The 21779-nt window shown below is 67.0% G+C and carries 12 protein-coding genes and 3 rRNA genes; 13 read left to right on the top strand and 2 right to left on the bottom strand.

Annotated features, from left to right (window positions below; all coding sequences use genetic code 11):
• Positions 1–103: 103 nt before the first annotated feature.
• The 13 genes from eccD to FB465_RS24410 all read left to right on the top strand — a co-directional run bounded on the left by eccD (position 104) and on the right by FB465_RS24410 (position 17804).
• A complete protein-coding gene (eccD, locus tag FB465_RS24345) occupies positions 104–1558 on the top strand; it encodes a type VII secretion integral membrane protein EccD (protein WP_145793845.1) in 1455 nt (484 codons plus the stop codon).
• A gap of 245 nt (positions 1559–1803) precedes the next feature.
• On the top strand, positions 1804–2094 hold the full coding sequence (gene rpsO / locus FB465_RS24350) for a 30S ribosomal protein S15 (protein WP_145793847.1): 291 nt from the start codon (positions 1804–1806) through the stop codon (positions 2092–2094).
• Between the two features lie 436 nt (positions 2095–2530).
• Entirely contained in the window at positions 2531–4747 is a 2217-nt protein-coding gene (locus FB465_RS24355) for a polyribonucleotide nucleotidyltransferase (protein WP_145793848.1), read from the top strand.
• Between the two features lie 94 nt (positions 4748–4841).
• On the top strand, positions 4842–6194 hold the full coding sequence (locus FB465_RS24360) for a M16 family metallopeptidase (protein ID WP_145793850.1): 1353 nt from the start codon (positions 4842–4844) through the stop codon (positions 6192–6194).
• Positions 6195–6207: 13 nt separating this feature from the next.
• Positions 6208–6954 (top strand): 4-hydroxy-tetrahydrodipicolinate reductase, encoded by a 747-nt coding sequence (gene dapB, locus FB465_RS24365; protein WP_145793852.1) that lies wholly within the window; start codon positions 6208–6210, stop codon positions 6952–6954.
• 7 nt (positions 6955–6961) lie between these two features.
• Complete coding sequence (locus FB465_RS24370) at positions 6962–7405, top strand: tetratricopeptide repeat protein (RefSeq protein WP_145793854.1); 444 nt, start codon at positions 6962–6964, stop codon at positions 7403–7405.
• 120 nt (positions 7406–7525) lie between these two features.
• Positions 7526–8260 (top strand): FAD-dependent thymidylate synthase, encoded by a 735-nt coding sequence (thyX, locus tag FB465_RS24375; protein WP_145793855.1) that lies wholly within the window; start codon positions 7526–7528, stop codon positions 8258–8260.
• Positions 8261–8476: 216 nt separating this feature from the next.
• Positions 8477–9376, top strand: a complete 900-nt coding sequence (dapA, locus tag FB465_RS24380; protein WP_145793857.1) for a 4-hydroxy-tetrahydrodipicolinate synthase — start codon at positions 8477–8479, stop codon at positions 9374–9376.
• Positions 9377–9550: 174 nt separating this feature from the next.
• Positions 9551–11236, top strand: coding sequence for a ribonuclease J (locus tag FB465_RS24385; protein WP_145793859.1), 1686 nt, complete (start codon positions 9551–9553; stop codon positions 11234–11236).
• A gap of 446 nt (positions 11237–11682) precedes the next feature.
• Positions 11683–13206: ribosomal RNA gene (locus tag FB465_RS24395) — 16S ribosomal RNA — on the top strand.
• A gap of 282 nt (positions 13207–13488) precedes the next feature.
• Positions 13489–16610 (top strand): 23S ribosomal RNA (locus FB465_RS24400).
• Positions 16611–16693: 83 nt separating this feature from the next.
• Positions 16694–16810, top strand: a 5S ribosomal RNA gene (gene rrf, locus FB465_RS24405).
• The 16S, 23S and 5S rRNA genes sit together here, the layout of an rRNA operon.
• 154 nt (positions 16811–16964) lie before the next feature.
• Positions 16965–17804 (top strand): phosphatase PAP2 family protein, encoded by an 840-nt coding sequence (locus FB465_RS24410; protein WP_145793863.1) that lies wholly within the window; start codon positions 16965–16967, stop codon positions 17802–17804.
• 72 nt (positions 17805–17876) lie between these two features.
• Here the strand turns inward: FB465_RS24410 and FB465_RS24415 are convergent, their stop codons facing one another.
• Positions 17877–18437, bottom strand: coding sequence for an acetate uptake transporter (locus tag FB465_RS24415; protein WP_145793865.1), 561 nt, complete (start codon positions 18435–18437; stop codon positions 17877–17879).
• Positions 18438–18764: 327 nt separating this feature from the next.
• Positions 18765–21329 (bottom strand): SpoIIE family protein phosphatase, encoded by a 2565-nt coding sequence (locus tag FB465_RS24420; RefSeq protein ID WP_145793866.1) that lies wholly within the window; start codon positions 21327–21329, stop codon positions 18765–18767.
• Positions 21330–21779 lie beyond the last annotated feature (450 nt).

A 21779-nucleotide genomic window follows, 5' to 3' on the forward strand; every position in this document is an offset into this window, starting at 1 on the left:
AGGGTAACGCCGCGCCAACTCTTGGCCGGATCGTGTCAGTTCCGGACCGGCCGGGTCGGCGCCTAGCTGACTTACAGACACAGTCAACGAGGGGGAAGCGCCGGTGAGCGCAAACGCAACGACCGGATTCTGCCGGGTCACCGTCGTGGCGCCGGACAGCCGGATCGACGTCGCACTTCCGGAGGACGTCCCGCTCGCGGACGTCTACCCCGAGGTGCTGCGACTGTCCGGGCAGACCCAGGTGGACGGTGCCCCGACGGGCTTCCACCTGGTCCGCCGCGACGGCACCGTGCTCGACAGCGGACTGCCGCTGGCGGCCCAGCAGGTCCGGGACGGTGACCTGCTGAGCCTGCGCCCGTTCGCCGAGTCGCTGCCGCCCGCCGTCTACGACGACGTGGCGGACGCCATCGCCAGCGCGGTCGAGGCCGACCGCCGCTTCTGGAGCCCCGACCTGATGCGGGCCTTCGGCCTGATCGGTGCCGGCGTGCTGCTCGCGCTGCTCGGCTTCGCGCTCTGGTTCTCCGACCTGCGCCACGACATGCACAGCCTGCCGGGCATCCTCTCCGGCGTCACCGCCGTCGTGCTGGTCACCTTCGCGGGTGTCCGCGCCCGCGTCTACGAGGACCACGACGCGGCGCTGGCCCTCGGCCTCGGCGCCCTGCCGCACACCCTGATCGCCGGCAGCGGCATCATCGCGGTGGCCCACACCGGCGACGGCCCCGGCCGTCTGCAGTTCCTGGTCGGCTGTGTGGCCGTTCTGGTGGTCTCCGTCCTGCTGGTCGGCCTGCTGCCGGAGAAGGACTCGGTCTTCGTCGCCTCCTCCTTCCTGGCCGCCGCCGGCACCCTGGCGACCTTCGCCGCCGTGCTGCTCGAGGGCACCCCGGCCACCCACATCGCCGCCGTCACCGGCGTCGCCGCCGTCGCCGCGATCGGCTTCCTGCCCGCGCTCTCGGCCCGCTTCGCCCGCCTGCCCGTCGGCTTCAGCGCCCCCGGCCAGACCCGCACCCGCGGCCGCAACTACGGCGAGGAGACCAACCGCGCCGAGACCGTCCAGTACGAGCGGATCGCGCACCAGGCCCGCCGCGGCCACGAGGTCCTCGTCGGCCTGGTCGGCGGCTGCTCCGCCACCATCGTCGGCGCCTGCACCGTGCTCGGCTTCAGTGACAAGATGTACGGCGAGCTGCTGGCCCTCGGCCTCGGCGTCTCGACCATGCTGCGGGCCCGGCTCTTCCGCTACACCGCGCAGGTCTTCAGCCTCACCATCGCCGGCCTGGTGGGCCTCGGCCTGCTGATCCTGGGCCTGTCGCTGCACACCCCGCTGTTCATCGTGACGGCGACCAGCAGCACCCAGACCGACCTGCGCACCATCTGGCTGTCCGCCTCGATCGCGTTCGGCGCCGCCGTGCTGACCGCCATCGCGCTGGTCGTGCCGCGCCTGGGCGTCTCGCCGTTCTGGGGTCGCATCCTGGACCTGGTGGACGGCATCATGCTGATCTCGCTCGTTCCGCTGGCGCTGGCCGTGCTCGACATCTACGGCCTGGTCCGGGGCGCCGTCTGACCCTGACCCGCCCGACCGGTGCCCGCCGCCGGCCCTCGTCCCTCCCGCCACGGACCGTGGCGGGAGGGGCACCGAGGGGCCGACCGGCGGGCACTGGTACGCTTGGCCATTGAGCGCAGCCGTGTCCTGCCCCGGAGCCCCAGGCTCCGATGCCGCGGACGGCGGCGCTCCACGTACGACACCGAGTCCTCTCAGATCCTGTGCCGTAGACCAGGATCGCTCGGAACATCCTTGAAGGAGTTGCTGTGGCTCTCGACGCCGCTGTCAAGAAGCAGATCATCGCCGAGTTCGGCCAGAAGGAGGGCGACACCGGCTCTCCCGAGGTCCAGGTCGCCATGCTCTCCCGCCGTATCTCGGACCTGACCGAGCACCTCAAGTTCCACAAGCACGACCACCACTCCCGTCGTGGCCTGCTGATCCTGGTCGGTCAGCGTCGTCGTCTGCTGCAGTACCTGGCCAAGAAGGACATCGAGCGCTTCCGTACGCTCGTCGACCGCCTTGGCATCCGCCGCGGTGCCGCCGGTGGCGCCCGCTAAGACCGCCGTGCAGGGGCGGCTCCCCTCCCAGGGGAGCCGCCCCTCGCTGCTATCCGCAAAGCTGTTCCACAAGCGTTCCCCCGCACAGAAGTATTTCCACACGCGTGGTAATGACGACCTCTGTAGGGTGTGAATTTGTAAGGTGAAGGGCATGCCCGGTCATGGCGTCGGCACAACGCCGACAGAACCGAGGCAGTACCGACATCACCGAGCGGGCTGCAGGCTTCAAACGGAAGCCGCCCGCATCCGGAGGAGCGTCCACACGCGACCGCCGACCAGGCAGCCGAGAGGCGCCGGTCCTCGGTAGTGGCCGCCGGGAGTCCCACGAGAGGACGCCCGGAGGCTTCGATCGAAGACCGGCCCAGATTGCCCGGGCTGCCGGCAGGCAAGCGCAGGGACGCTCCTTGGGAGACGTACGAAAGAGGAGATCTTCCAGGTGGAAGAGAACGTGTTCTACGCCGAGGCCGTCATCGACAACGGCAGCTTCGGCACCCGTACCATCCGCTTCGAGACCGGGCGTCTGGCCCGTCAGGCCGGCGGCTCCGCCGTGGCCTACCTGGACGACGACACCATGGTGCTGTCGGCCACCAGCGCGTCCAAGCAGCCGAAGGAGCACTTCGACTTCTTCCCGCTGACCGTGGACGTCGAGGAGCGGATGTACGCCGCGGGCCGGATCCCCGGCTCGTTCTTCCGTCGTGAGGGCCGGCCCTCCGAGGACGCGATCCTCACCTGCCGCCTGATCGACCGCCCGCTGCGCCCGTCCTTCGTGAAGGGCCTGCGCAACGAGGTCCAGGTCGTCGTGACCGTCATGGCCCTCAACCCGGACCACCTGTACGACGTGGTGGCCATCAACGCCGCCTCCGCCTCCACCCAGCTGGCGGGTCTGCCGTTCTCCGGCCCGATCGGCGGCGTCCGCGTCGCGCTGATCAAGGGCCAGTGGGTCGCCTTCCCGACCCACAGCGAGCTCGAGGACGCCGTCTTCGACATGGTCGTGGCCGGCCGCGTCCTGCCGGACGGCGACGTCGCGATCATGATGGTCGAGGCCGAGGCCACCGACAAGACCATCAAGCTGGTCGCCGACGGTGCCGACGCCCCGACCGAGGACGTCGTGGCCGCCGGTCTCGACGCCGCCAAGCCGTTCATCAAGGTGCTGTGCGCCGCGCAGTCCCAGCTGGCCGCCCAGGCTGCCAAGCCGACCGGCGAGTTCCCGGTCTTCCTGGACTACCAGGACGACGTGCTGGCCGCCCTGACCAACGCGGTCAAGGACGAGCTCGCCCAGGCGCTCACCATCGCCGGCAAGCAGGAGCGCCAGAACGAGATCGACCGCGTCAAGGCGATCGCCGCCGAGAAGCTCCTGCCGGAGTTCGAGGGCCGCGAGAAGGAGATCAGCGCCGCGTACAACGCGCTGACCAAGAAGATCGTCCGCGAGCGCGTCATCAAGGACAAGGTCCGCATCGACGGCCGTGGCGTCACGGACATCCGTACGCTGGCCGCCGAGGTCGAGGCCATCCCGCGGGTGCACGGCTCGGCCCTGTTCGAGCGTGGCGAGACCCAGATCCTGGGCGTCACCACCCTCAACATGCTCCGCATGGAGCAGCAGCTCGACACGCTCTCCCCGGAGACGCGTCGCCGCTACATGCACAACTACAACTTCCCGCCGTACTCGGTCGGCGAGACCGGCCGCGTGGGCTCGCCCAAGCGCCGCGAGATCGGCCACGGGGCGCTGGCGGAGCGGGCGATCCTGCCCGTGCTGCCGACCCGTGAGGAGTTCCCGTACGCCATCCGCCAGGTCTCCGAGGCGCTCGGCTCCAACGGCTCCACCTCGATGGGCTCGGTCTGCGCCTCGACCATGTCGCTGCTGAACGCCGGTGTGCCGCTGAAGGCCGCCGTCGCCGGCATCGCCATGGGCCTGATCTCGCAGGAGATCGACGGTGAGACCCACTACGTCGCGCTGACCGACATCCTGGGCGCCGAGGACGCGTACGGCGACATGGACTTCAAGGTCGCCGGTACCCGCAACTTCATCACCGCCCTCCAGCTCGACACCAAGCTGAACGGCATCCCGGCCTCCGTCCTCGCGGCTGCCCTCAAGCAGGCCAAGGACGCCCGTCTGCACATCCTCGATGTGATGAACGAGGCCATCGACGCGCCCGACGAGATGTCGCCGAACGCGCCGCGCATCATCACCATCAAGATCCCGGTGGACAAGATCGGTGAGGTCATCGGCCCCAAGGGCAAGATGATCAACCAGATCCAGGAGGACACCGGCGCGGACATCACCATCGAGGACGACGGCACCATCTACATCGGTGCGGTCGACGGTCCCTCGGCGGAGGCTGCCCGTACGACGATCAACCAGATCGCCAACCCGACCATGCCGGAGGTCGGCGAGCGCTACCTGGGCACCGTGGTGAAGACCACGACGTTCGGCGCGTTCGTCTCGCTCATGCCGGGCAAGGACGGCCTGCTGCACATCTCGCAGATCCGCAAGCTCGCCGGTGGCAAGCGCGTGGAGAACGTCGAGGACGTGCTGGGCGTCGGCGCCAAGGTCCAGGTCGAGATCGCCGAGATCGACCCGCGCGGCAAGCTCTCGCTGATCCCGGTCATCGAGGGCGAAGAGGGCGGCGAGGCGGCCTCCTCGGCGTCCGAGTGACGATCCGCCGCTAGGCTGTCGCGGCCCGCACCCTCCCTCGCGGAGCGTGCGGGCCGCACCCTGTTGTCATTGCTTTTCTGAAAGGACCACCCCCTTGGCTCAGGCCTCGGCGGCGAACCAGCGCCCCGGCACCACCCGCACCCTGCTCAAGGGCGTCGACGGCGCCGGCACGGTGCGCCGCACCGTCCTGCCCGGCGGGCTGAGGGTCGTCACCGAGACCCTGCCGACCGTGCGCTCCGCGACCTTCGGGATCTGGGTCGGCGTCGGCTCCCGGGACGAGACCCCGGTGCTGAACGGCGCCACGCACTACCTGGAGCACCTGCTCTTCAAGGGCACCGAGCGGCGCAGCGCGCTGGACATCTCGGCCGCCCTGGACGCGGTCGGCGGCGAGATGAACGCCTTCACCGCGAAGGAGAACACCTGCTACTACGCGCGGGTGCTCGACACCGACCTGCCGCTGGCCATCGACGTGGTCTGCGACATGCTCACCGGCTCGCTGATCAGGCCCGAGGACGTGGAGGCCGAGCGCGGCGTCATCCTCGAGGAGATGGCGATGGCCGAGGACGACCCGGGCGACGTGGTCCACGACCTCTTCGCCAAGGTCATCTACGGCTCCTCGCCGCTCGGCCGGCCCATCCTGGGCACCCAGGAGACGGTCAAGGCCCTGACCCGGGAGCAGATCGCCGGCTTCTTCCACCGCCGCTACAAGCCCGAGCAGCTGGTCGTCGCGGCGGCCGGCAACCTCGACCACAAGAAGGTCGTACGGCTCGTCGAGCAGGCCTTCGCGCCAGTGCTCGCCAAGTCCACCGGGCACCCGGCCGAGGTCCGCAAGGGCGTCAAGGCACTCCGTACGGCCGGCAGCATCGAGGTGCTCAACCGCCCCACCGAGCAGGCCCACCTGGTCCTCGGCACGCCCGGCGTGCCCCGGCACGACGAGCGCCGCTGGGCGATGGGCGTGCTCAACGCGGCCCTCGGCGGCGGAATGAGCTCGCGGCTCTTCCAGGAGATCCGGGAGAAGCGCGGCCTGGCGTACTCGGTCTACTCGTACTCCTCCTCGTACGCCGACAGCGGTCTGTTCGGCATCTACGCGGGCTGCCAGCCCAAGCGGGTCGAGGAGGTGCTGAAGATCTGCCGCGAGGAGCTCGCGCGGGTGGTCGAGAGCGGCATCACCGAGGAGGAGCTGCACCGGGCGATCGGGCAGATCTCCGGCTCCACCGTGCTCGGCATGGAGGACACCGGCTCGCTGATGAACCGGATCGGCAAGGCCGAGCTCTGCTACGGCCACCACCTGTCGGTCGACGACATGCTGGAGAAGATCGCGTCCGTGACCCTGGACGACGTCCAGGCGGTGGCGCGTGATGTGCTGGGTGCGTACCGGCCGTCGCTCGCGCTGATCGGCCCGATCAACGACAAGCGGGCCGCCAGGCTCGCCGACCTGCTGGTCTGAGAGGACACCTGAGATGACTCTGCGCGTTGCCGTGATCGGCGCCACCGGCCGGATCGGCTCCGAGGCCGTGAAGGCCGTCGAGGCCGCTCCCGACCTGGAGCTGGTCGCCACCCTGGACAGCCGGTCCAAGCTGGAGACCCTGGTCGAGTCCGGTGCCCAGGTCGCCGTCGAGCTGACCCACCCGGATGCCGTGATGCGGAATATTGACTTCTGCGTCCACAACGGCATCCACGTGGTCACCGGCACCACGGGGTGGGACGACATCCGGCTCGCCGAACTCGACCACTGGCTCGCGGGTGCACCCGAGATCGGCGTCCTGATCGCGCCGAACTTCTCCATCGGCGCCGTGCTCGCCATGCAGTTCGCCCAGCAGGCGGCCAAGTACTTCGAGACCGTCGAGGTCGTCGAGCTGCACCACAACAACAAGGCGGACGCGCCGTCCGGTACGGCCACCCGCACCGCCCAGCTGATCGCGGCGGCCCGCGACGCGGCCGGCCTGCCCCGGCAGTCCGACCCGACCACCCACGGCCTGGAGGGCGCGCGCGGCGCCGACGTGGACGGCGTGCCGGTGCACTCGGTACGGCTGCGCGGCCTGCTGGCCCACCAGGAGGTCCTGCTGGGCGACACCGGCGAGACCCTGACGATCCGTCACGACTCGCTGCACCACAGCTGCTTCATGCCCGGCATCCTGCTCGGCGTGCGCAAGGTCGTGGCCCAGCCGGGTCTGACCCTCGGCCTCGAGCACTTCCTGGACCTGTGAGCCTCGCATGACCTCGCGTACCGGTTTCTTCCTGCTCTCCGGCGTCCTGCTGGTGGTCGCCGTGCTCTGCGTCGGCGAGGGCGTCCAGCTGGTCGCCACCGGCAAGCCGCTCGGCATCGGCATCGGGCTCTGCGCCTTCGTCATCCCGGCGATCGGCGTCTGGTTCCTGCGCCAGACCGTCCGCTTCGGCCGGGCCAGCGAACAGCTGGCCCGCGAACTCGAGGCCGAGGGCGGCCTCCCCGTGGACGAGCTCAAGCGCACCACCGGCGGCCGGATCGACCGGTCCTCGGCCGACGAGGTCTTCGCCAGGCGCCGGGCCGAGGCAGAGTCCCAGCCGGGGGACTGGCGGGTCTGGTTCCGGCTTGCGGTGGCGTACGCCGACGCCGGCGACACGCCGCGGGCGCGCAAGACCATGCAGCACGCCATCAGGCTCCACCCCTCGGCGGGCTAGGCTTGCGCCCGTCACAGACGGTTTATCTCTGGAGGATCTTCGCGTGAGCGAGCGAAGCGAGCGAACAATCAAGCGGTGCGCGTTTCGCGAAGCGACCGCTGAGCGCAGCGAGGCGGGCGCATGAGCGACGAAGTGGGATCGGTCCCGCAGTTCCGTAGCGACGTCACCGTGGAGCTGGTCCGCAGCGCCGCGGCCGACTCGGACGTGATCTGGGCGGCCCGGGTCTCGACGGCGGGCGAGCAGTCCCTGGAGGCTCTCCAGCAGGACCCGGAGAAGTCCAAGGGCCTGATCAACTTCCTGATGCGGGACCGCCACGGCACCCCCTTCGAGCACAACTCGATGACCTTCTTCATCAGCGCGCCGATCTTCGTCTTCCGCGAGTTCCACCGGCACCGCAGCGGCTGGTCCTACAACGAGGAGTCCGGCCGCTACCGCGAGCTGCAGCCGGTCTTCTACGTCCCGGGCGAGGAGCGCAAGCTCGTCCAGCAGGGCCGCCCCGGCCGGTACGAGTTCGTCGACGGCACCCCGGAGCAGACCAAGGTCGTCTCCGAGGCGATGGAGGCCTCCTACCGGGCCTCGTACCAGGCCTACCAGGAGATGCTGGACGCCGGTGTCGCCCGCGAGGTGGCCCGCGCCGTCCTGCCGGTCGGCCTGTTCTCCTCGATGTACGCGACCTGCAACGCGCGCTCGCTGATGCACTTCCTCTCGCTGCGGACCAAGGACGAGCGGGCCACCGTGCCGTCCTTCCCGCAGCGCGAGATCGAGATGGTCGCCGAGCAGATGGAGGCGGAGTGGGCCAAGCTCATGCCGCTCACCCATGCGGCCTTCAACACCCATGGCCGCGTCGCGCCCTGACCTGGGCCGATAGGCATATGGACGGCTTGCCGGGCATGTCTGGATTGCGGCTTGAAGGGCCGCTCCCTAGGCTCAAGTCACGGATTCCGGTGCTGCTTGAACCCCCGAGCATGCAGCACCGGAATCCCATTCTTTGCCCGGCAGTCGTCCCCCCACCTGTCCGAACCCTGGACCGGCTTAGGTACCCCCCGGCCGCCTACGAGTAGTTTTGGACGCATGGCTCCGACCTCCACCTCCCAGACGCCCTTCGGCCGGGTCCTGACCGCGATGGTGACCCCGTTCACCGCCGACGGCGGTCTCGACCTCGACGGCGCGCAGCGCCTCGCCACGCACCTCGTGGACTCCGGCAACGACGGACTCGTGCTCAACGGCACCACCGGTGAGTCCCCGACCACCAGCGACGCCGAGAAGGCCCAGCTCGTACGCGCGGTGGTGGAGGCGGTAGCGGACCGGGCCCACATCGTCGCGGGCGTCGGGACCAACGACACGCACCACAGCGTCGAGCTCGCCCGGCAGGCCGAGGCCGCCGGTGCGCACGGGCTGCTGGTCGTCACGCCGTACTACAGCAAGCCCCCGCAGGAGGGGCTCTACCAGCACAGCGTCACGATCGCGGACGCCACCGAGCTGCCGGTGATGCTGTACGACATCCCGGGCCGCAGCGGTGTCGCGCTGAGCACCGAGACGCTGGTCCGGCTCGGTGAGCACCCGCGGATCGTCGCCAACAAGGACGCCAAGGGCGACCTGGGTGCGGCTTCCTGGGCCATCGCCCGCAGCGGCCTGGCCTGGTACTCGGGTGACGACATCCTGAACCTGCCGCTGCTGTCGGTCGGGGCCGTCGGTGTGGTCAGCGTGGTCGGCCATGTGGTCTCGGCGGAGCTCCGGTCCATGATCGACGCCTACCTGTCCGGTGACGTCGCCAAGGCGACCGCGATCCACCAGAGCCTGCTGCCGGTCTTCAGCGGTATGTTCCGCACCCAGGGCGTCATTCTCAGCAAGGCCGCGCTGAACCTCCAGGGACACCCGGCCGGACCGCTCCGGCTGCCGCTGGTCTCCGCCACGACGGAGGAGATTGCGCAACTGAAGGAGGATCTCGCCGCCGGCGGGGTACACCTGTAGCAGACACAGACGTGCGCGCCCCGGCTCGCCAGACCCCCCTCGGGTCTGCCGCTGGACCGGAGACAAGGCGCGAGAGCACAAAAACCTAGTAAGCAGGTAACCAACGAAGTACGCACGCCATATGTCTCCAGGGGAGGACCCCGGGCATATGGCGTGCGTCGTGAGGAGAGTCTTTTGAGCCACCCGCACCCCGAACTCGGCGCGGCGCCCGCCCTGAAGGAGGGCGCCCTCCGTATCACTCCGCTCGGCGGCCTCGGCGAGATCGGCCGCAACATGACGGTCTTCGAGTACGGCGGCCGCCTGCTCATCGTCGACTGCGGTGTCCTCTTTCCCGAGGACGAGCAGCCCGGCATCGACCTGATCCTGCCGGACTTCTCGTCGATCCGGGACCGCCTGGACAAGATCGACGGCATCGTCCTGACCCACGGGCACGAGGACCACATCGGGGCCGTCCCGTACCTGCTCCGCGAGAACCCGGACATCCCGCTGATCGGCTCGAAGCTGACGCTGGCACTGATCGAGGCCAAGCTCGCCGAGCACCGGATCCGTCCGTACGTGCTGGAGGTCAAGGAGGGCGAGCGCGAGCGCATCGGCCCCTTCGACTGCGAGTTCATCGCCGTCAACCACTCCATCCCGGACGCGCTGGCCGTCGCCATCCGCACCCCCGCGGGCATGGTCGTCGCCACCGGCGACTTCAAGATGGACCAGCTGCCCCTCGACGGCCGCCTGACCGACCTGCCGGCCTTCGCCAAGCTGGCCGAGGAGGGCATGGACCTGCTGCTGGTGGACTCCACCAACGCCGAGGTCCCCGGTTTCATCCCGCACGAGCGGGACATCTCGGCCGCCCTGCGAAACGTTTTCGCGAACGCGGAGCGCCGCATCATCGTCGCCTCCTTCGCCAGCCACGTGCACCGGATCCAGCAGGTGCTGGACGCCGCGCACGAGTACAAGCGCAAGGTGGCCTTCGTCGGCCGCTCCATGGTTCGCAACATGGGCATCGCCCGGGACCTCGGATACCTGAAGGTTCCCGGGAACCTGATCGTCGACGTGAAGACGCTGGACGACCTGCCGGACAAGGACGTGGTGCTGATCTGCACCGGCTCCCAGGGCGAGCCGATGGCGGCGCTCTCCCGGATGGCCAACCGCGACCACCAGATCCGGATCGTCGAGGGCGACACCGTCGTGCTCGCCTCGTCGCTGATCCCCGGCAACGAGACCGCGATCTACCGGGTCATCAACGGTCTGACCCGCTGGGGCGCCAACGTCGTCCACAAGGGCAACGCGAAGGTGCACGTCTCGGGTCACGCCTCGGCCGGCGAGCTGCTGTACTTCTTCAACATCTGCAAGCCGCGCAACCTGATGCCGGTACACGGCGAGTGGCGCCACCTGCGTGCCTGCGCGGACCTGGGCATCAAGACCGGCATCCCGAAGGAGCGCACGGTCATCGCCGAGGACGGCGTCGTCGTCGACCTGGTGGACGGCGTCGCGAAGATCGTCGGCAAGGTCCAGGCCGGCTACGTGTACGTGGACGGCTCCTCGGTGGGTGACATCACCGAGGCATCGCTGAAGGACCGGCGGATCCTCGGCGAGGAGGGCTTCATCTCCGTCTTCGTGGTGGTCGACTCCAGCAGCGGCAAGATCGTGAGCGGCCCGACCATCCAGGCCCGCGGCTCCGGTATCGACGACAGCGCCTTCGTGCCCGTCGTCGCGAAGCTGCAGGAGGCGCTGGAGCGCTCGGCCAGCGATGGTGTGCTCGAGGTGCGCCAGATCCAGCAGCTGGTCCGGCGCACGATCGGCAAGTGGGTGGCGGACAACTACCGCCGCCGCCCGATGATCCTGCCGGTCGTCGTGGAGGTCTGACCCCCGATTTGACGTGGGGCGACCCGGTGCGTAATGTTCTCCGGGTTGCCCCAACGGCAGGTGGGACGCTCTCGAATGGAATTCGAGAGGGGAAACCAGCCCGAGAAACTCTGTTAGAGTTCGGGAGCGCCGAAAGGCAAGAGTAAGTCTGGTGAGTGAAACTCCGGAAAACGGAGCGGAAATCGTCTGATAAGCTTGAAACACGAAAGAATGAAGCGCCCGGAGAGACACGAGAGTGTTTTGAAGGAAGTGTCCGTTCCTTGAGAACTCAACAGCGTGCCAAAAGTCAACGCCAGATATGTTGACATCCCTGGCCTGGACTTCGGTCCGGGTTGGAGATTCCTTTTGAAGTAAAAACACAGCGAGGACGCAGTGCGCGGGATCACCCTATTCCGGTGGTTGCCGTGCCGCTCAACGCGAGTGTCTCACCCGATTACGGGTAAACATTCACGGAGAGTTTGATCCTGGCTCAGGACGAACGCTGGCGGCGTGCTTAACACATGCAAGTCGAACGATGAAGCTCTTCGGAGTGGATTAGTGGCGAACGGGTGAGTAACACGTGGGAAATCTGCCCTGCACTCTGGGACAAGCCTTGGAAACGAGGTCTAATACCGGATATGACCTGCCTCCGCATGGGGGTGGGTGGAAAGCTCCGGCGGTGCAGGATGATCCCGCGGCCTATCAGCTTGTTGGTGGGGTAACGGCCCACCAAGGCGACGACGGGTAGCCGGCCTGAGAGGGCGACCGGCCACACTGGGACTGAGACACGGCCCAGACTCCTACGGGAGGCAGCAGTGGGGAATATTGCACAATGGGCGAAAGCCTGATGCAGCGACGCCGCGTGAGGGATGACGGCCTTCGGGTTGTAAACCTCTTTCAGCAGGGAAGAAGCGCAAGTGACGGTACCTGCAGAAGAAGCACCGGCTAACTACGTGCCAGCAGCCGCGGTAATACGTAGGGTGCGAGCGTTGTCCGGAATTATTGGGCGTAAAGAGCTCGTAGGCGGCCTGTCGCGTCGGATGTGAAAGCCCGGGGCTTAACCCCGGGTCTGCATTCGATACGGGCAGGCTGGAGTGTGGTAGGGGAGATCGGAATTCCTGGTGTAGCGGTGAAATGCGCAGATATCAGGAGGAACACCGGTGGCGAAGGCGGATCTCTGGGCCATTACTGACGCTGAGGAGCGAAAGCGTGGGGAGCGAACAGGATTAGATACCCTGGTAGTCCACGCCGTAAACGTTGGGAACTAGGTGTTGGCGACATTCCACGTCGTCGGTGCCGCAGCTAACGCATTAAGTTCCCCGCCTGGGGAGTACGGCCGCAAGGCTAAAACTCAAAGGAATTGACGGGGGCCCGCACAAGCAGCGGAGCATGTGGCTTAATTCGACGCAACGCGAAGAACCTTACCAAGGCTTGACATATACCGGAAACGGCTAGAGATAGTCGCCCCCTTGTGGTCGGTATACAGGTGGTGCATGGTTGTCGTCAGCTCGTGTCGTGAGATGTTGGGTTAAGTCCCGCAACGAGCGCAACCCTTGTTCTGTGTTGCCAGCATGCCTTTCGGGGTGATGGGGACTCACAGGAGACTGCCGGGGTCAACTCGGAGGAAGGTGGGGACGACGTCAAATCATCATGCCCCTTATGTCTTGGGCTGCACACGTGCTACAATGGTCGGTACAAAGGGCTGCGATGCCGCGAGGCGGAGCGAATCCCAAAAAGCCGGCCTCAGTTCGGATTGGGGTCTGCAACTCGACCCCATGAAGTTGGAGTTGCTAGTAATCGCAGATCAGCATGCTGCGGTGAATACGTTCCCGGGCCTTGTACACACCGCCCGTCACGTCACGAAAGTCGGTAACACCCGAAGCCGGTGGCCTAACCCGTAAGGGGAGGAGCCGTCGAAGGTGGGACCAGCGATTGGGACGAAGTCGTAACAAGGTAGCCGTACCGGAAGGTGCGGCTGGATCACCTCCTTTCTAAGGAGCAATAGCCGACTGCGAGCGAATGTCTCGCACGGTTGCTCATGGGTGGAACGTTGACTATTCGGCACGCTCGGTTGATGGCCGCCAGTACTGCACTTCGGTGCGTGGAAGACGGTTCATGGGTCGGGTGTGTCGGGCACGTTGTTGGGTCCTGAGGGAACGGCCGTCATGGTCGTTGCTTCAGAGATGCCGGTCCTACTTGAGATGCGCGTGTGCGTGTTGATGGTGGGTGACTGGTCGTTGTTTGAGAACTGCACAGTGGACGCGAGCATCTGTGGCCAAGTTTTTAAGGGCGCACGGTGGATGCCTTGGCACCAGGAACCGATGAAGGACGTGGGAGGCCACGATAGTCCCCGGGGAGCCGTCAACCAGGCTTTGATCCGGGGGTTTCCGAATGGGGAAACCCGGCAGTCGTCATGGGCTGTCACCCATACCTGAACACATAGGGTATGTGGAGGGAACGCGGGGAAGTGAAACATCTCAGTACCCGCAGGAAGAGAAAACAACCGTGATTCCGGGAGTAGTGGCGAGCGAAACCGGATGAGGCTAAACCGAGATGATGTGAGACCCGGCAGGGGTTGCCGTTTCGGGGTCGTGGGAGTGAGCTTGATCGGTCTGCCGGCCGGTCGGCGAGTCAGAAACCGTTGGTGTAGTCGAAGGACATGCGAAAGGTCCGGCGTAGAGGGTAAGACCCCCGTAGACGAAACATCAGCGGCTTGCTTGCTCATTTCCCAAGTAGCACGGGGCCCGAGAAATCCCGTGTGAATCTGGCGGGACCACCCGCTAAGCCTAAATATTCCCTGGTGACCGATAGCGGATAGTACCGTGAGGGAATGGTGAAAAGTACCGCGGGAGCGGAGTGAAATAGTACCTGAAACCGTGTGCCTACAAGCCGTGGGAGCGTCGGACATGCAGTTTACTGTGTGTCTCGTGACTGCGTGCCTTTTGAAGAATGAGCCTGCGAGTTTGCGGTGTGTAGCGAGGTTAACCCGTGTGGGGTAGCCGTAGCGAAAGCGAGTCCGAATAGGGCGTCTGAGTTGCATGCCCAAGACCCGAAGCGGAGTGATCTAGCCATGGGCAGGTTGAAGCGCGGGTAAGACCGTGTGGAGGACCGAACCCACCAGGGTTGAAAACCTGGGGGATGACCTGTGGTTAGGGGTGAAAGGCCAATCAAACTCCGTGATAGCTGGTTCTCCCCGAAATGCATTTAGGTGCAGCGTCACGTGTTTCTTGCCGGAGGTAGAGCACTGGATAGGCGATGGGCCTCACCGGGTTACTGACCTTAGCCAAACTCCGAATGCCGGTAAGTGAGAGCGTGGCAGTGAGACTGTGGGGGATAAGCTCCATGGTCGAGAGGGAAACAGCCCAGAACACCGACTAAGGTCCCTAAGCGTGTGCTAAGTGGGAAAGGATGTGGAGTCGCAGAGACAACCAGGAGGTTGGCTTAGAAGCAGCCACCCTTGAAAGAGTGCGTAATAGCTCACTGGTCAAGTGATTCCGCGCCGACAATGTAGCGGGGCTCAAGCACACCACCGAAGTCGTGTCATTGCAGCAATAGGGCCAACGCCTGCTGTGATGGGTAGGGGAGCGTCGTGTGCCGGGTGAAGCAGCGGTGGAAACCAGTTGTGGACGGTACACGAGTGAGAATGCAGGCATGAGTAGCGATACAAGAGTGGGAAACTCTTGCGCCGATTGACCAAGGGTTCCTGGGTCAAGCTGATCTGCCCAGGGTAAGTCGGGACCTAAGGCGAGGCCGACAGGCGTAGTCGATGGACAACGGGTTGATATTCCCGTACCCGCTTTGAAGCGCCAACGCTGAACCAGGTGATGCTAAGGCCGCGAAGCCGGCCCGGAGTCTTCGGACAAAGGGACGTGGTGGAGCCGCCGGACCAAGTCTGCAGTAGGTGAGCGATGGGGTGACGCAGGAAGGTAGTCCAGCCCGGGCGGTGGTTGTCCCGGGGTAAGGGTGTAGGACGTCGTGTAGGCAAATCCGCACGACATATAGTCTGAGACCTGATGCCGAGCCGATTGTGGTGAAGTGGATGATCCTATGCTGTCGAGAAAAGCCTCTAGCGAGTTTCATGGCGGCCCGTACCCCAAACCGACTCAGGTGGTCAGGTAGAGAATACCGAGGCGTTCGGGTGAACTATGGTTAAGGAACTCGGCAAAATGCCCCCGTAACTTCGGGAGAAGGGGGGCCGGATCTGGTGAGGGGACTTGCTTCCTGAGCTGGGGCCGGCCGCAGAGACCAGCGAGAAGCGACTGTTTACTAAAAACACAGGTCCGTGCGAAGCCGTAAGGCGATGTATACGGACTGACGCCTGCCCGGTGCTGGAACGTTAAGGGGACCGGTTAGTCCGATTTCGGTCGGGCGAAGCTGAGAACTTAAGCGCCAGTAAACGGCGGTGGTAACTATAACCATCCTAAGGTAGCGAAATTCCTTGTCGGGTAAGTTCCGACCTGCACGAATGGCGTAACGACTTCTCGACTGTCTCAACCATAGGCCCGGTGAAATTGCATTACGAGTAAAGATGCTCGTTTCGCGCAGCAGGACGGAAAGACCCCGGGACCTTTACTATAGCTTGATATTGGTGTTCGGTTCGGCTTGTGTAGGATAGGTGGGAGACTTTGAAACCCAAACGCCAGTTTGGGTGGAGTCGTCGTTGAAATACCACTCTGGTCGTGCTGGATGTCTAACCTGGGTCCGTGATCCGGATCAGGGACAGTGTCTGGTGGGTAGTTTAACTGGGGCGGTTGCCTCCTAAAGAGTAACGGAGGCGCCCAAAGGTTCCCTCAGCCTGGTTGGCAATCAGGTGTTGAGTGTAAGTGCACAAGGGAGCTTGACTGTGAGACCGACGGGTCGAGCAGGTGCGAAAGCAGGGACTAGTGATCCGGCGGTGGCTTGTGGAAGCGCCGTCGCTCAACGGATAAAAGGTACCCCGGGGATAACAGGCTGATCTTCCCCAAGAGTCCATATCGACGGGATGGTTTGGCACCTCGATGTCGGCTCGTCGCATCCTGGGGCTGGAGTAGGTCCCAAGGGTTGGGCTGTTCGCCCATTAAAGCGGTACGCGAGCTGGGTTTAGAACGTCGTGAGACAGTTCGGTCCCTATCCGCTGTGCGCGTAGGAGTGTTGAGAAGGGCTGTCCCTAGTACGAGAGGACCGGGACGGACGAACCTCTGGTGTGCCAGTTGTCCTGCCAAGGGCATGGCTGGTTGGCTACGTTCGGGAGGGATAACCGCTGAAAGCATCTAAGCGGGAAGCCTGCTTCGAGATGAGCACTCCCACCTCCTTGAGAGGGTAAGGCTCCCAGTAGACGACTGGGTTGATAGGCCGGATGTGGAAGCCCTGTAAGGGGTGGAGCTGACCGGTACTAATAGGCCGAGGGCTTGTCCTCAGTTGCTCGCGTCCACTGTGTTGTTCTGAAACAACGACCCCACACCAGGTCACGGTGTGGTGCGGTCAACGGTTTCATAGTGTTTCGGTGGTCATAGCGTGAGGGAAACGCCCGGTTACATTCCGAACCCGGAAGCTAAGCCTCGTAGCGCCGATGGTACTGCAGGGGGGACCCTGTGGGAGAGTAGGACGTCGCCGAACAATCATTCACAGAAAGCCCCCTCCCGGGAACGGGAGGGGGCTTTCTGCATTTCCGGAGCCGGCCGTAAGGCCGGCCCGCGCCCCCCACCCCGCCGGCAGGGCCGATGGGTGGAACGCCCTGGGTGCTGAACGCAGCCTGCGTTAACCTCTGCCAATGCAGAACCTGACCCTCACGTGGCAGACCGCCGGCGGCGCGTCCGCGGCGCTGTTCGGCGCGGCGTATGCGGTCAAGCGCGCCAATCGCCTGCCTGCCGCCACCGTGTTGCGTGAGGCGGGCACCCTGCTTGCGCTCTTCGCGCTCTGGCAGTTGGTCGGCCATCTCTCCCTGGTGAGCCCGGACCACGCCCTCGACCGGGCGGACTGGATCCACCGCACGGAGTTGCGCCTGGGCTTCCCCGACGAGGCGGCCTGGCAGCGGGCCGTCACTCCGCACGCGTGGCTGATCGCGGCGAGCAACTACTACTACGCCACCATGCACTTCGCGGTGATGATCGCGCTCCTGGTCTGGGTCTTCGCCCGCCATCGGGAACGCTATTCCTGGGTGCGGACCACCGTCGTGCTGACCACCGCCGCCTGTCTGACCATCCAGTTCATCCCGGTGGCGCCACCCCGGATGCTGCCGGGCAACGGGTTCGTCGACGTGGCGGCCGAGTACGGGCAGTCGGTGTACGGCGGGGCGGTGGGCGGGGTGGTGGCGGATCAGCTGTCCGCGATGCCTTCCGTCCATGTCGCGTGGTGCGTGATCGTGGCTGTGGCCGTGGTGAAGGTGGCCCGAGGGCCCTGGCGCTGGCTGGTGGTGCTGCACCCGCTCCTCACGGTCTTCGTCGTCGTGGTGACCGCCAACCACTTCTGGGCGGACGGACTGGTGGCCGTCGCGCTCCTCCTGATCGCCTACCTCGTCCAGCATGCCTTCAGTGGCTGGCGCTCCGGCGGGCAGGGGGACGCCGGAGGCATCCGGGAGGCGGAGCCTCAGCGGACCTCCGTCGGTGGCTGAGCAGAGAAGCGTACGCACGGTGGTGGGCCGGGCCTCGCGGACGAGGCCCGGCCAACCACCCTTGCGTGTGCGTTACTTCACCGGCAGCGCGGCCCGTCCCCACCCGCTGTTGGTCAGCGTGGCGGTGGCCCAGTACCAGGCGACCAGGCCGGAAGCCGCGGCGACCCAGCCCGCGACCTTGGCGAGCCCGTCGTTGCTGCCGAAGGTGGCGAATGCGCTGAGCAGCAGCGAGACCGTCAGCAGCCCGTACACGGCGCGGCTGAAGAGCCCGGACTGCCAGCTCGCGGCGGTCAGGGTGAGTGCGAGCAGTGCCCAGAGGAGCAAGAAGAGGCCGGCGGCGTTCTTGCCCGCTCCGCCCGCGGCCGACCAGGTCGCCCAGAAGGCACCCAGGCTGGTGAAGGCGATGCCGGTGAAGGCCTCGCCGCCGCGGAGCTGCCACAGGCCGGCGATGAACAGTACGAGTCCGCCGACGAGGTGGGCGAGGGAGGCTGCGTCCTTGACTCCGGCACCGCTGAAGATGCCGGTGGCCAGCAGGCCGTACGCGAGTAGGGTCAGTCCGAGTGCCAGGTATCCGAGCGGACCCGCGTCGGCTCCTGTGGATCGGGCGTTCGCCCCGGTAGCTTCATTGCTCACCGGAGGCTCCTTTCACTCTGTGTGCCGGGATGGCGGCTGCAGTTCGGTGAAGGTGGATGCGCGATGCCGGGCCGTGGGCGCACGGAAGTAGCGTGCGGGCGGCTGCGGCCGGTGAAGAACCAGCAGGTCAGCTGCTGGTCGATGTCCCCTCCGGGGGATTCCCCGGTGAATCCGGTGTACCCGGCTCCGACACGCTTGTACCCTTGTGAATCTCACAATTTGTACAGTCGTCAGCTGTAGGGCGGCGATGATTGGACGGTTGCTGAACGGGAGTGAGCATCCAGGTGTCGAAGGTGGTCAAGCCACCCCGGATCACCCCGCCCGGGATCACCCCACCCGCTGGGCCGGCACCCGCAGCGTGAGGATCGCCATGTCGTCCGACGGCGGCTCGGGAGCGAAGCGCTCGACCGCCCGCTGCACCCGGGCGGCGACCGCTCCGGCCGTCAACCCCGTACAGCCGGTGAGGACTTGGGCGAGCCCGTCGTCGCCGAGCATCCGTCGACCCTCTCGCCGCTCGGTGACGCCGTCGGTGACGCAGAGCAGCACCTCGCCCGGCTGGAGCACCAACTCCTCGGCCGTCAGCTCCAGATCGTCCATCACCCCGAGCAGCGGCTGGGGCGAGGCGGCCGCGTCGACCCGGCCGTCGGTGCGCAGCCGTAGTGGCAGCGGGTGGCCCGCGCAGACCAGAGAGAGCGCCGTGCTGCCGTCCGGGCGGGGCGTCAACTCCCCGTACAGCAGCGTGAGGAAGCGGCTGCGGGTGCCCTCGTCGAGGATCGCGGCGTTGAGCCGGGTGAGCACCTGGGGGGCGTCCAGGCCCTCGCGGGCGAGCAGGCGCAGCGAGTGGCGGGCCAGGCCGGTGACCGAGGCGGCCTCGGGGCCGGTGCCGCAGACGTCGCCGATCGCGAAGCCGTACGTTCCCTCGCGGATCGGGAAGATGTCGTAGAAGTCGCCGCCGACCTCGTTGCCCTCGCCGGCGGCCTGGTAGAAGACCTCCACCTCGACGCCCGGGATCTTCGGCAACTCGGGGGGAAGCAGCGCGCGTTGGAAGGCCTGGCTGGTGGCGGTGCGCTCCGAGTAGAGCCGGGAGTTGTCGAGTGCGAGGGCGGCTCTGCGTGAGAGGTCCTCGGCGAGCTCCAGGATCTCCTGGCGGAACCGCACGCCCGAGCCGACGCCGAGCACCAGCAGCCCGATCACCCGGTTGCGGGCGGCCAGCGGAAGCACCACCGTCTCGCCGAGCAGCCCGGAGAGCTCCGGACTGTCCGTCAGGCCGGAGGCGCGGGCGGTCTCGGAGGGTGCCTTCCAGAACCGCGCGCCGGGGGCCGCCCCGGGTGCCGGGCCGGAGTCCGGGGCCGGGGTCTTGTCGAGCAGGGCGCGCAGCTGGTCGATCCGGTCCTCGTCCTCGTGCAGGACGAAGGCCAGGCCGGCCCCGGTGCCCTGCTCGACGGTGGTGTAGACGGCGCACCAGGAGGCCAGCGTGGGCACGGCCATCTGCGCCATCAGCGCCAGCGTCTGCTCGTGCTCCAGCGTGCCGGCCAGCAGGTCGGAGGCCTCGACCAGGAAGGAGAGCGAGCCGCGGCGGAGGCGTTCGAGCTCGGTCAGCCGGGCGCTCTCCAGCGCCAGCGCGATCCGGTCGGCGGCGAACTGCAGGCGCAGCGCGTCCTCGTTGTCGTACCGGCCCGGGGTCGCGGCCGCGACGCCCAGCGAACCGGTGAGCCGGCCCTCGACCTTGAGCGGGACGGTGATCAGCGAGCGCAGGCCGGTGCCGGTGAGCATGGGCGCGGCGGTCGGCCGCACGGCGAGGTCCTCGTGGACGGAGGGCAGCCGGGCGGAGTCGAAGCGTCCGCCGGACTCGATCGGCTGCCGGGCGAAGCGACCCGCGGCGACGGCCAGGCCGGTGGCCGCGCGGACCTCGAACTCGGTCTCGTCGTCGGTGGTGAGCAGCAGGTACGCGGCGTCGGCGTCGAGCAGGTCGCGGGCCCGCTCGACGATCCGCTGCAGCAGCGCGCCGAGGTCGTCGGGGGCGACGGGGCCGACCAGCAGGTCCAGGGGTTCGACGGCCGAGGGGGTTTCGGCGGCCGTGCCGGGGGAGCGCAGGATGCTCCGGTCGGGCTCGCGGACCAGCAGACAGAGCGTGGACGGGGTGCCGTGGGTGTCGCGTACGCGCACCTGCAGGCCGTACACCTCGACCACCAGGCCGTCGGCGCGGCGCAGGCCGAAGCTGCCTTCCCAGCGGGCCAGGCGCAGGGTCTCGCTCAGGCCGAGGCCGATCCCGGCCGACTGCGGCCAGGCGGCGAGGTCGGCCCAGGGCCGGCCGTGGACCTGCTCGGCGGGGTACTGGAAGAGGGCCTCGGCGTCGGCGTTCCACGCCTGGACCCGGTCGTGCTCGTCCACCTGGACGACCGCTACGTGCACCGGCCCGTCCGCGGAGGGGAGTTCGCCGCCGGGGAGGCTCGGGAGGGCGTAGCGGGTGCCGATCACGTGCTCGGGCAGGGTGAGCCGGAACCAGACGGTCTTCCGGCCGGCCGTGTACTCGACGCCCCAGCACGAGGAGAGCGCGGAGCACATCAGCAGGCCGCGGCCGCCTTCGCCGTCCGGGTCGGCGTACCGGTCGGAGGAGACGGTGGAGACGTTGGCGAAGGAGGGCAGTCCGCGTTCGGGGTGACGGTCGGTCACCTCGATCCGTACCGTCTCCTCCTCGCGCAGGCAGCGGACCTCGGCGGCGGTGCCGGCGTGCACCACGGCGTTGGTGACCAGTTCGCTGACCAGGACGACGGCGTCGTCGACGACCTCGGGCAGGCCCCAGCCGAGCAGGGCGTCGCGGACGAAGCCGCGCGCGGCGGCGGCCGACCGGCCGACCGGTTCGAAGGTGGCGGCTGCGCGCGCGGTGACCACGTGCCACTTCTCCCATCAGGTCGACGACTCTGCTCCGGCCCGGCTGCTCGGCCCGGGTTCGGGTGATGCGAGGGCCCAGGGGCCATCGCAAGCGCCCAGGATCCCGATCGCGAGCGCCCACGGGCCCAATGCAGCGTCCCACCCTACTTTCCGCTAGGTACCCCGTGGGGCCGGGGCGTCGAAACCGCTACCTGCGGGTGATTCTGACCACCGTTTTGTGCCGGGCCGTCACCAACCCTGTGCAACCGGACGTACACGCGGCGCCAGTACTGCCAGACTGGGGGGTCCGCAGCACCCGGCCGACACAGTACGGTCGATGCGGCGCCGGTGGCTGCCCGCAGCACCGCAGCGGTGCTCGGGAGTGAGCCGGTGCCCGCTCCCGGGCGGTACTGGACAGTCACGATGTGGGAGGGCCCCGTTGAGTTCGGCCACCAAAGAAGTACCCGGCAC

It is taken from the genome of Kitasatospora atroaurantiaca, assembly GCF_007828955.1.
GTDB classification, from domain to species: domain Bacteria; phylum Actinomycetota; class Actinomycetes; order Streptomycetales; family Streptomycetaceae; genus Kitasatospora; species Kitasatospora atroaurantiaca.

Excerpts from the sequence above, each read along its gene's own strand:
- dapB (WP_145793852.1), top strand. The coding sequence starts at position 6,208 with ATGACTCTGCGCGTTGCCGTGATCGGCGCCACCGGCCGGATCGGCTCC.
- dapA (WP_145793857.1), top strand. The coding sequence starts at position 8,477 with ATGGCTCCGACCTCCACCTCCCAGACGCCCTTCGGCCGGGTCCTGACC.
- thyX (WP_145793855.1), top strand. The coding sequence starts at position 7,526 with ATGAGCGACGAAGTGGGATCGGTCCCGCAGTTCCGTAGCGACGTCACC.
- FB465_RS24410 (WP_145793863.1), top strand. The coding sequence starts at position 16,965 with ATGCAGAACCTGACCCTCACGTGGCAGACCGCCGGCGGCGCGTCCGCG.
- FB465_RS24370 (WP_145793854.1), top strand. The coding sequence starts at position 6,962 with ATGACCTCGCGTACCGGTTTCTTCCTGCTCTCCGGCGTCCTGCTGGTG.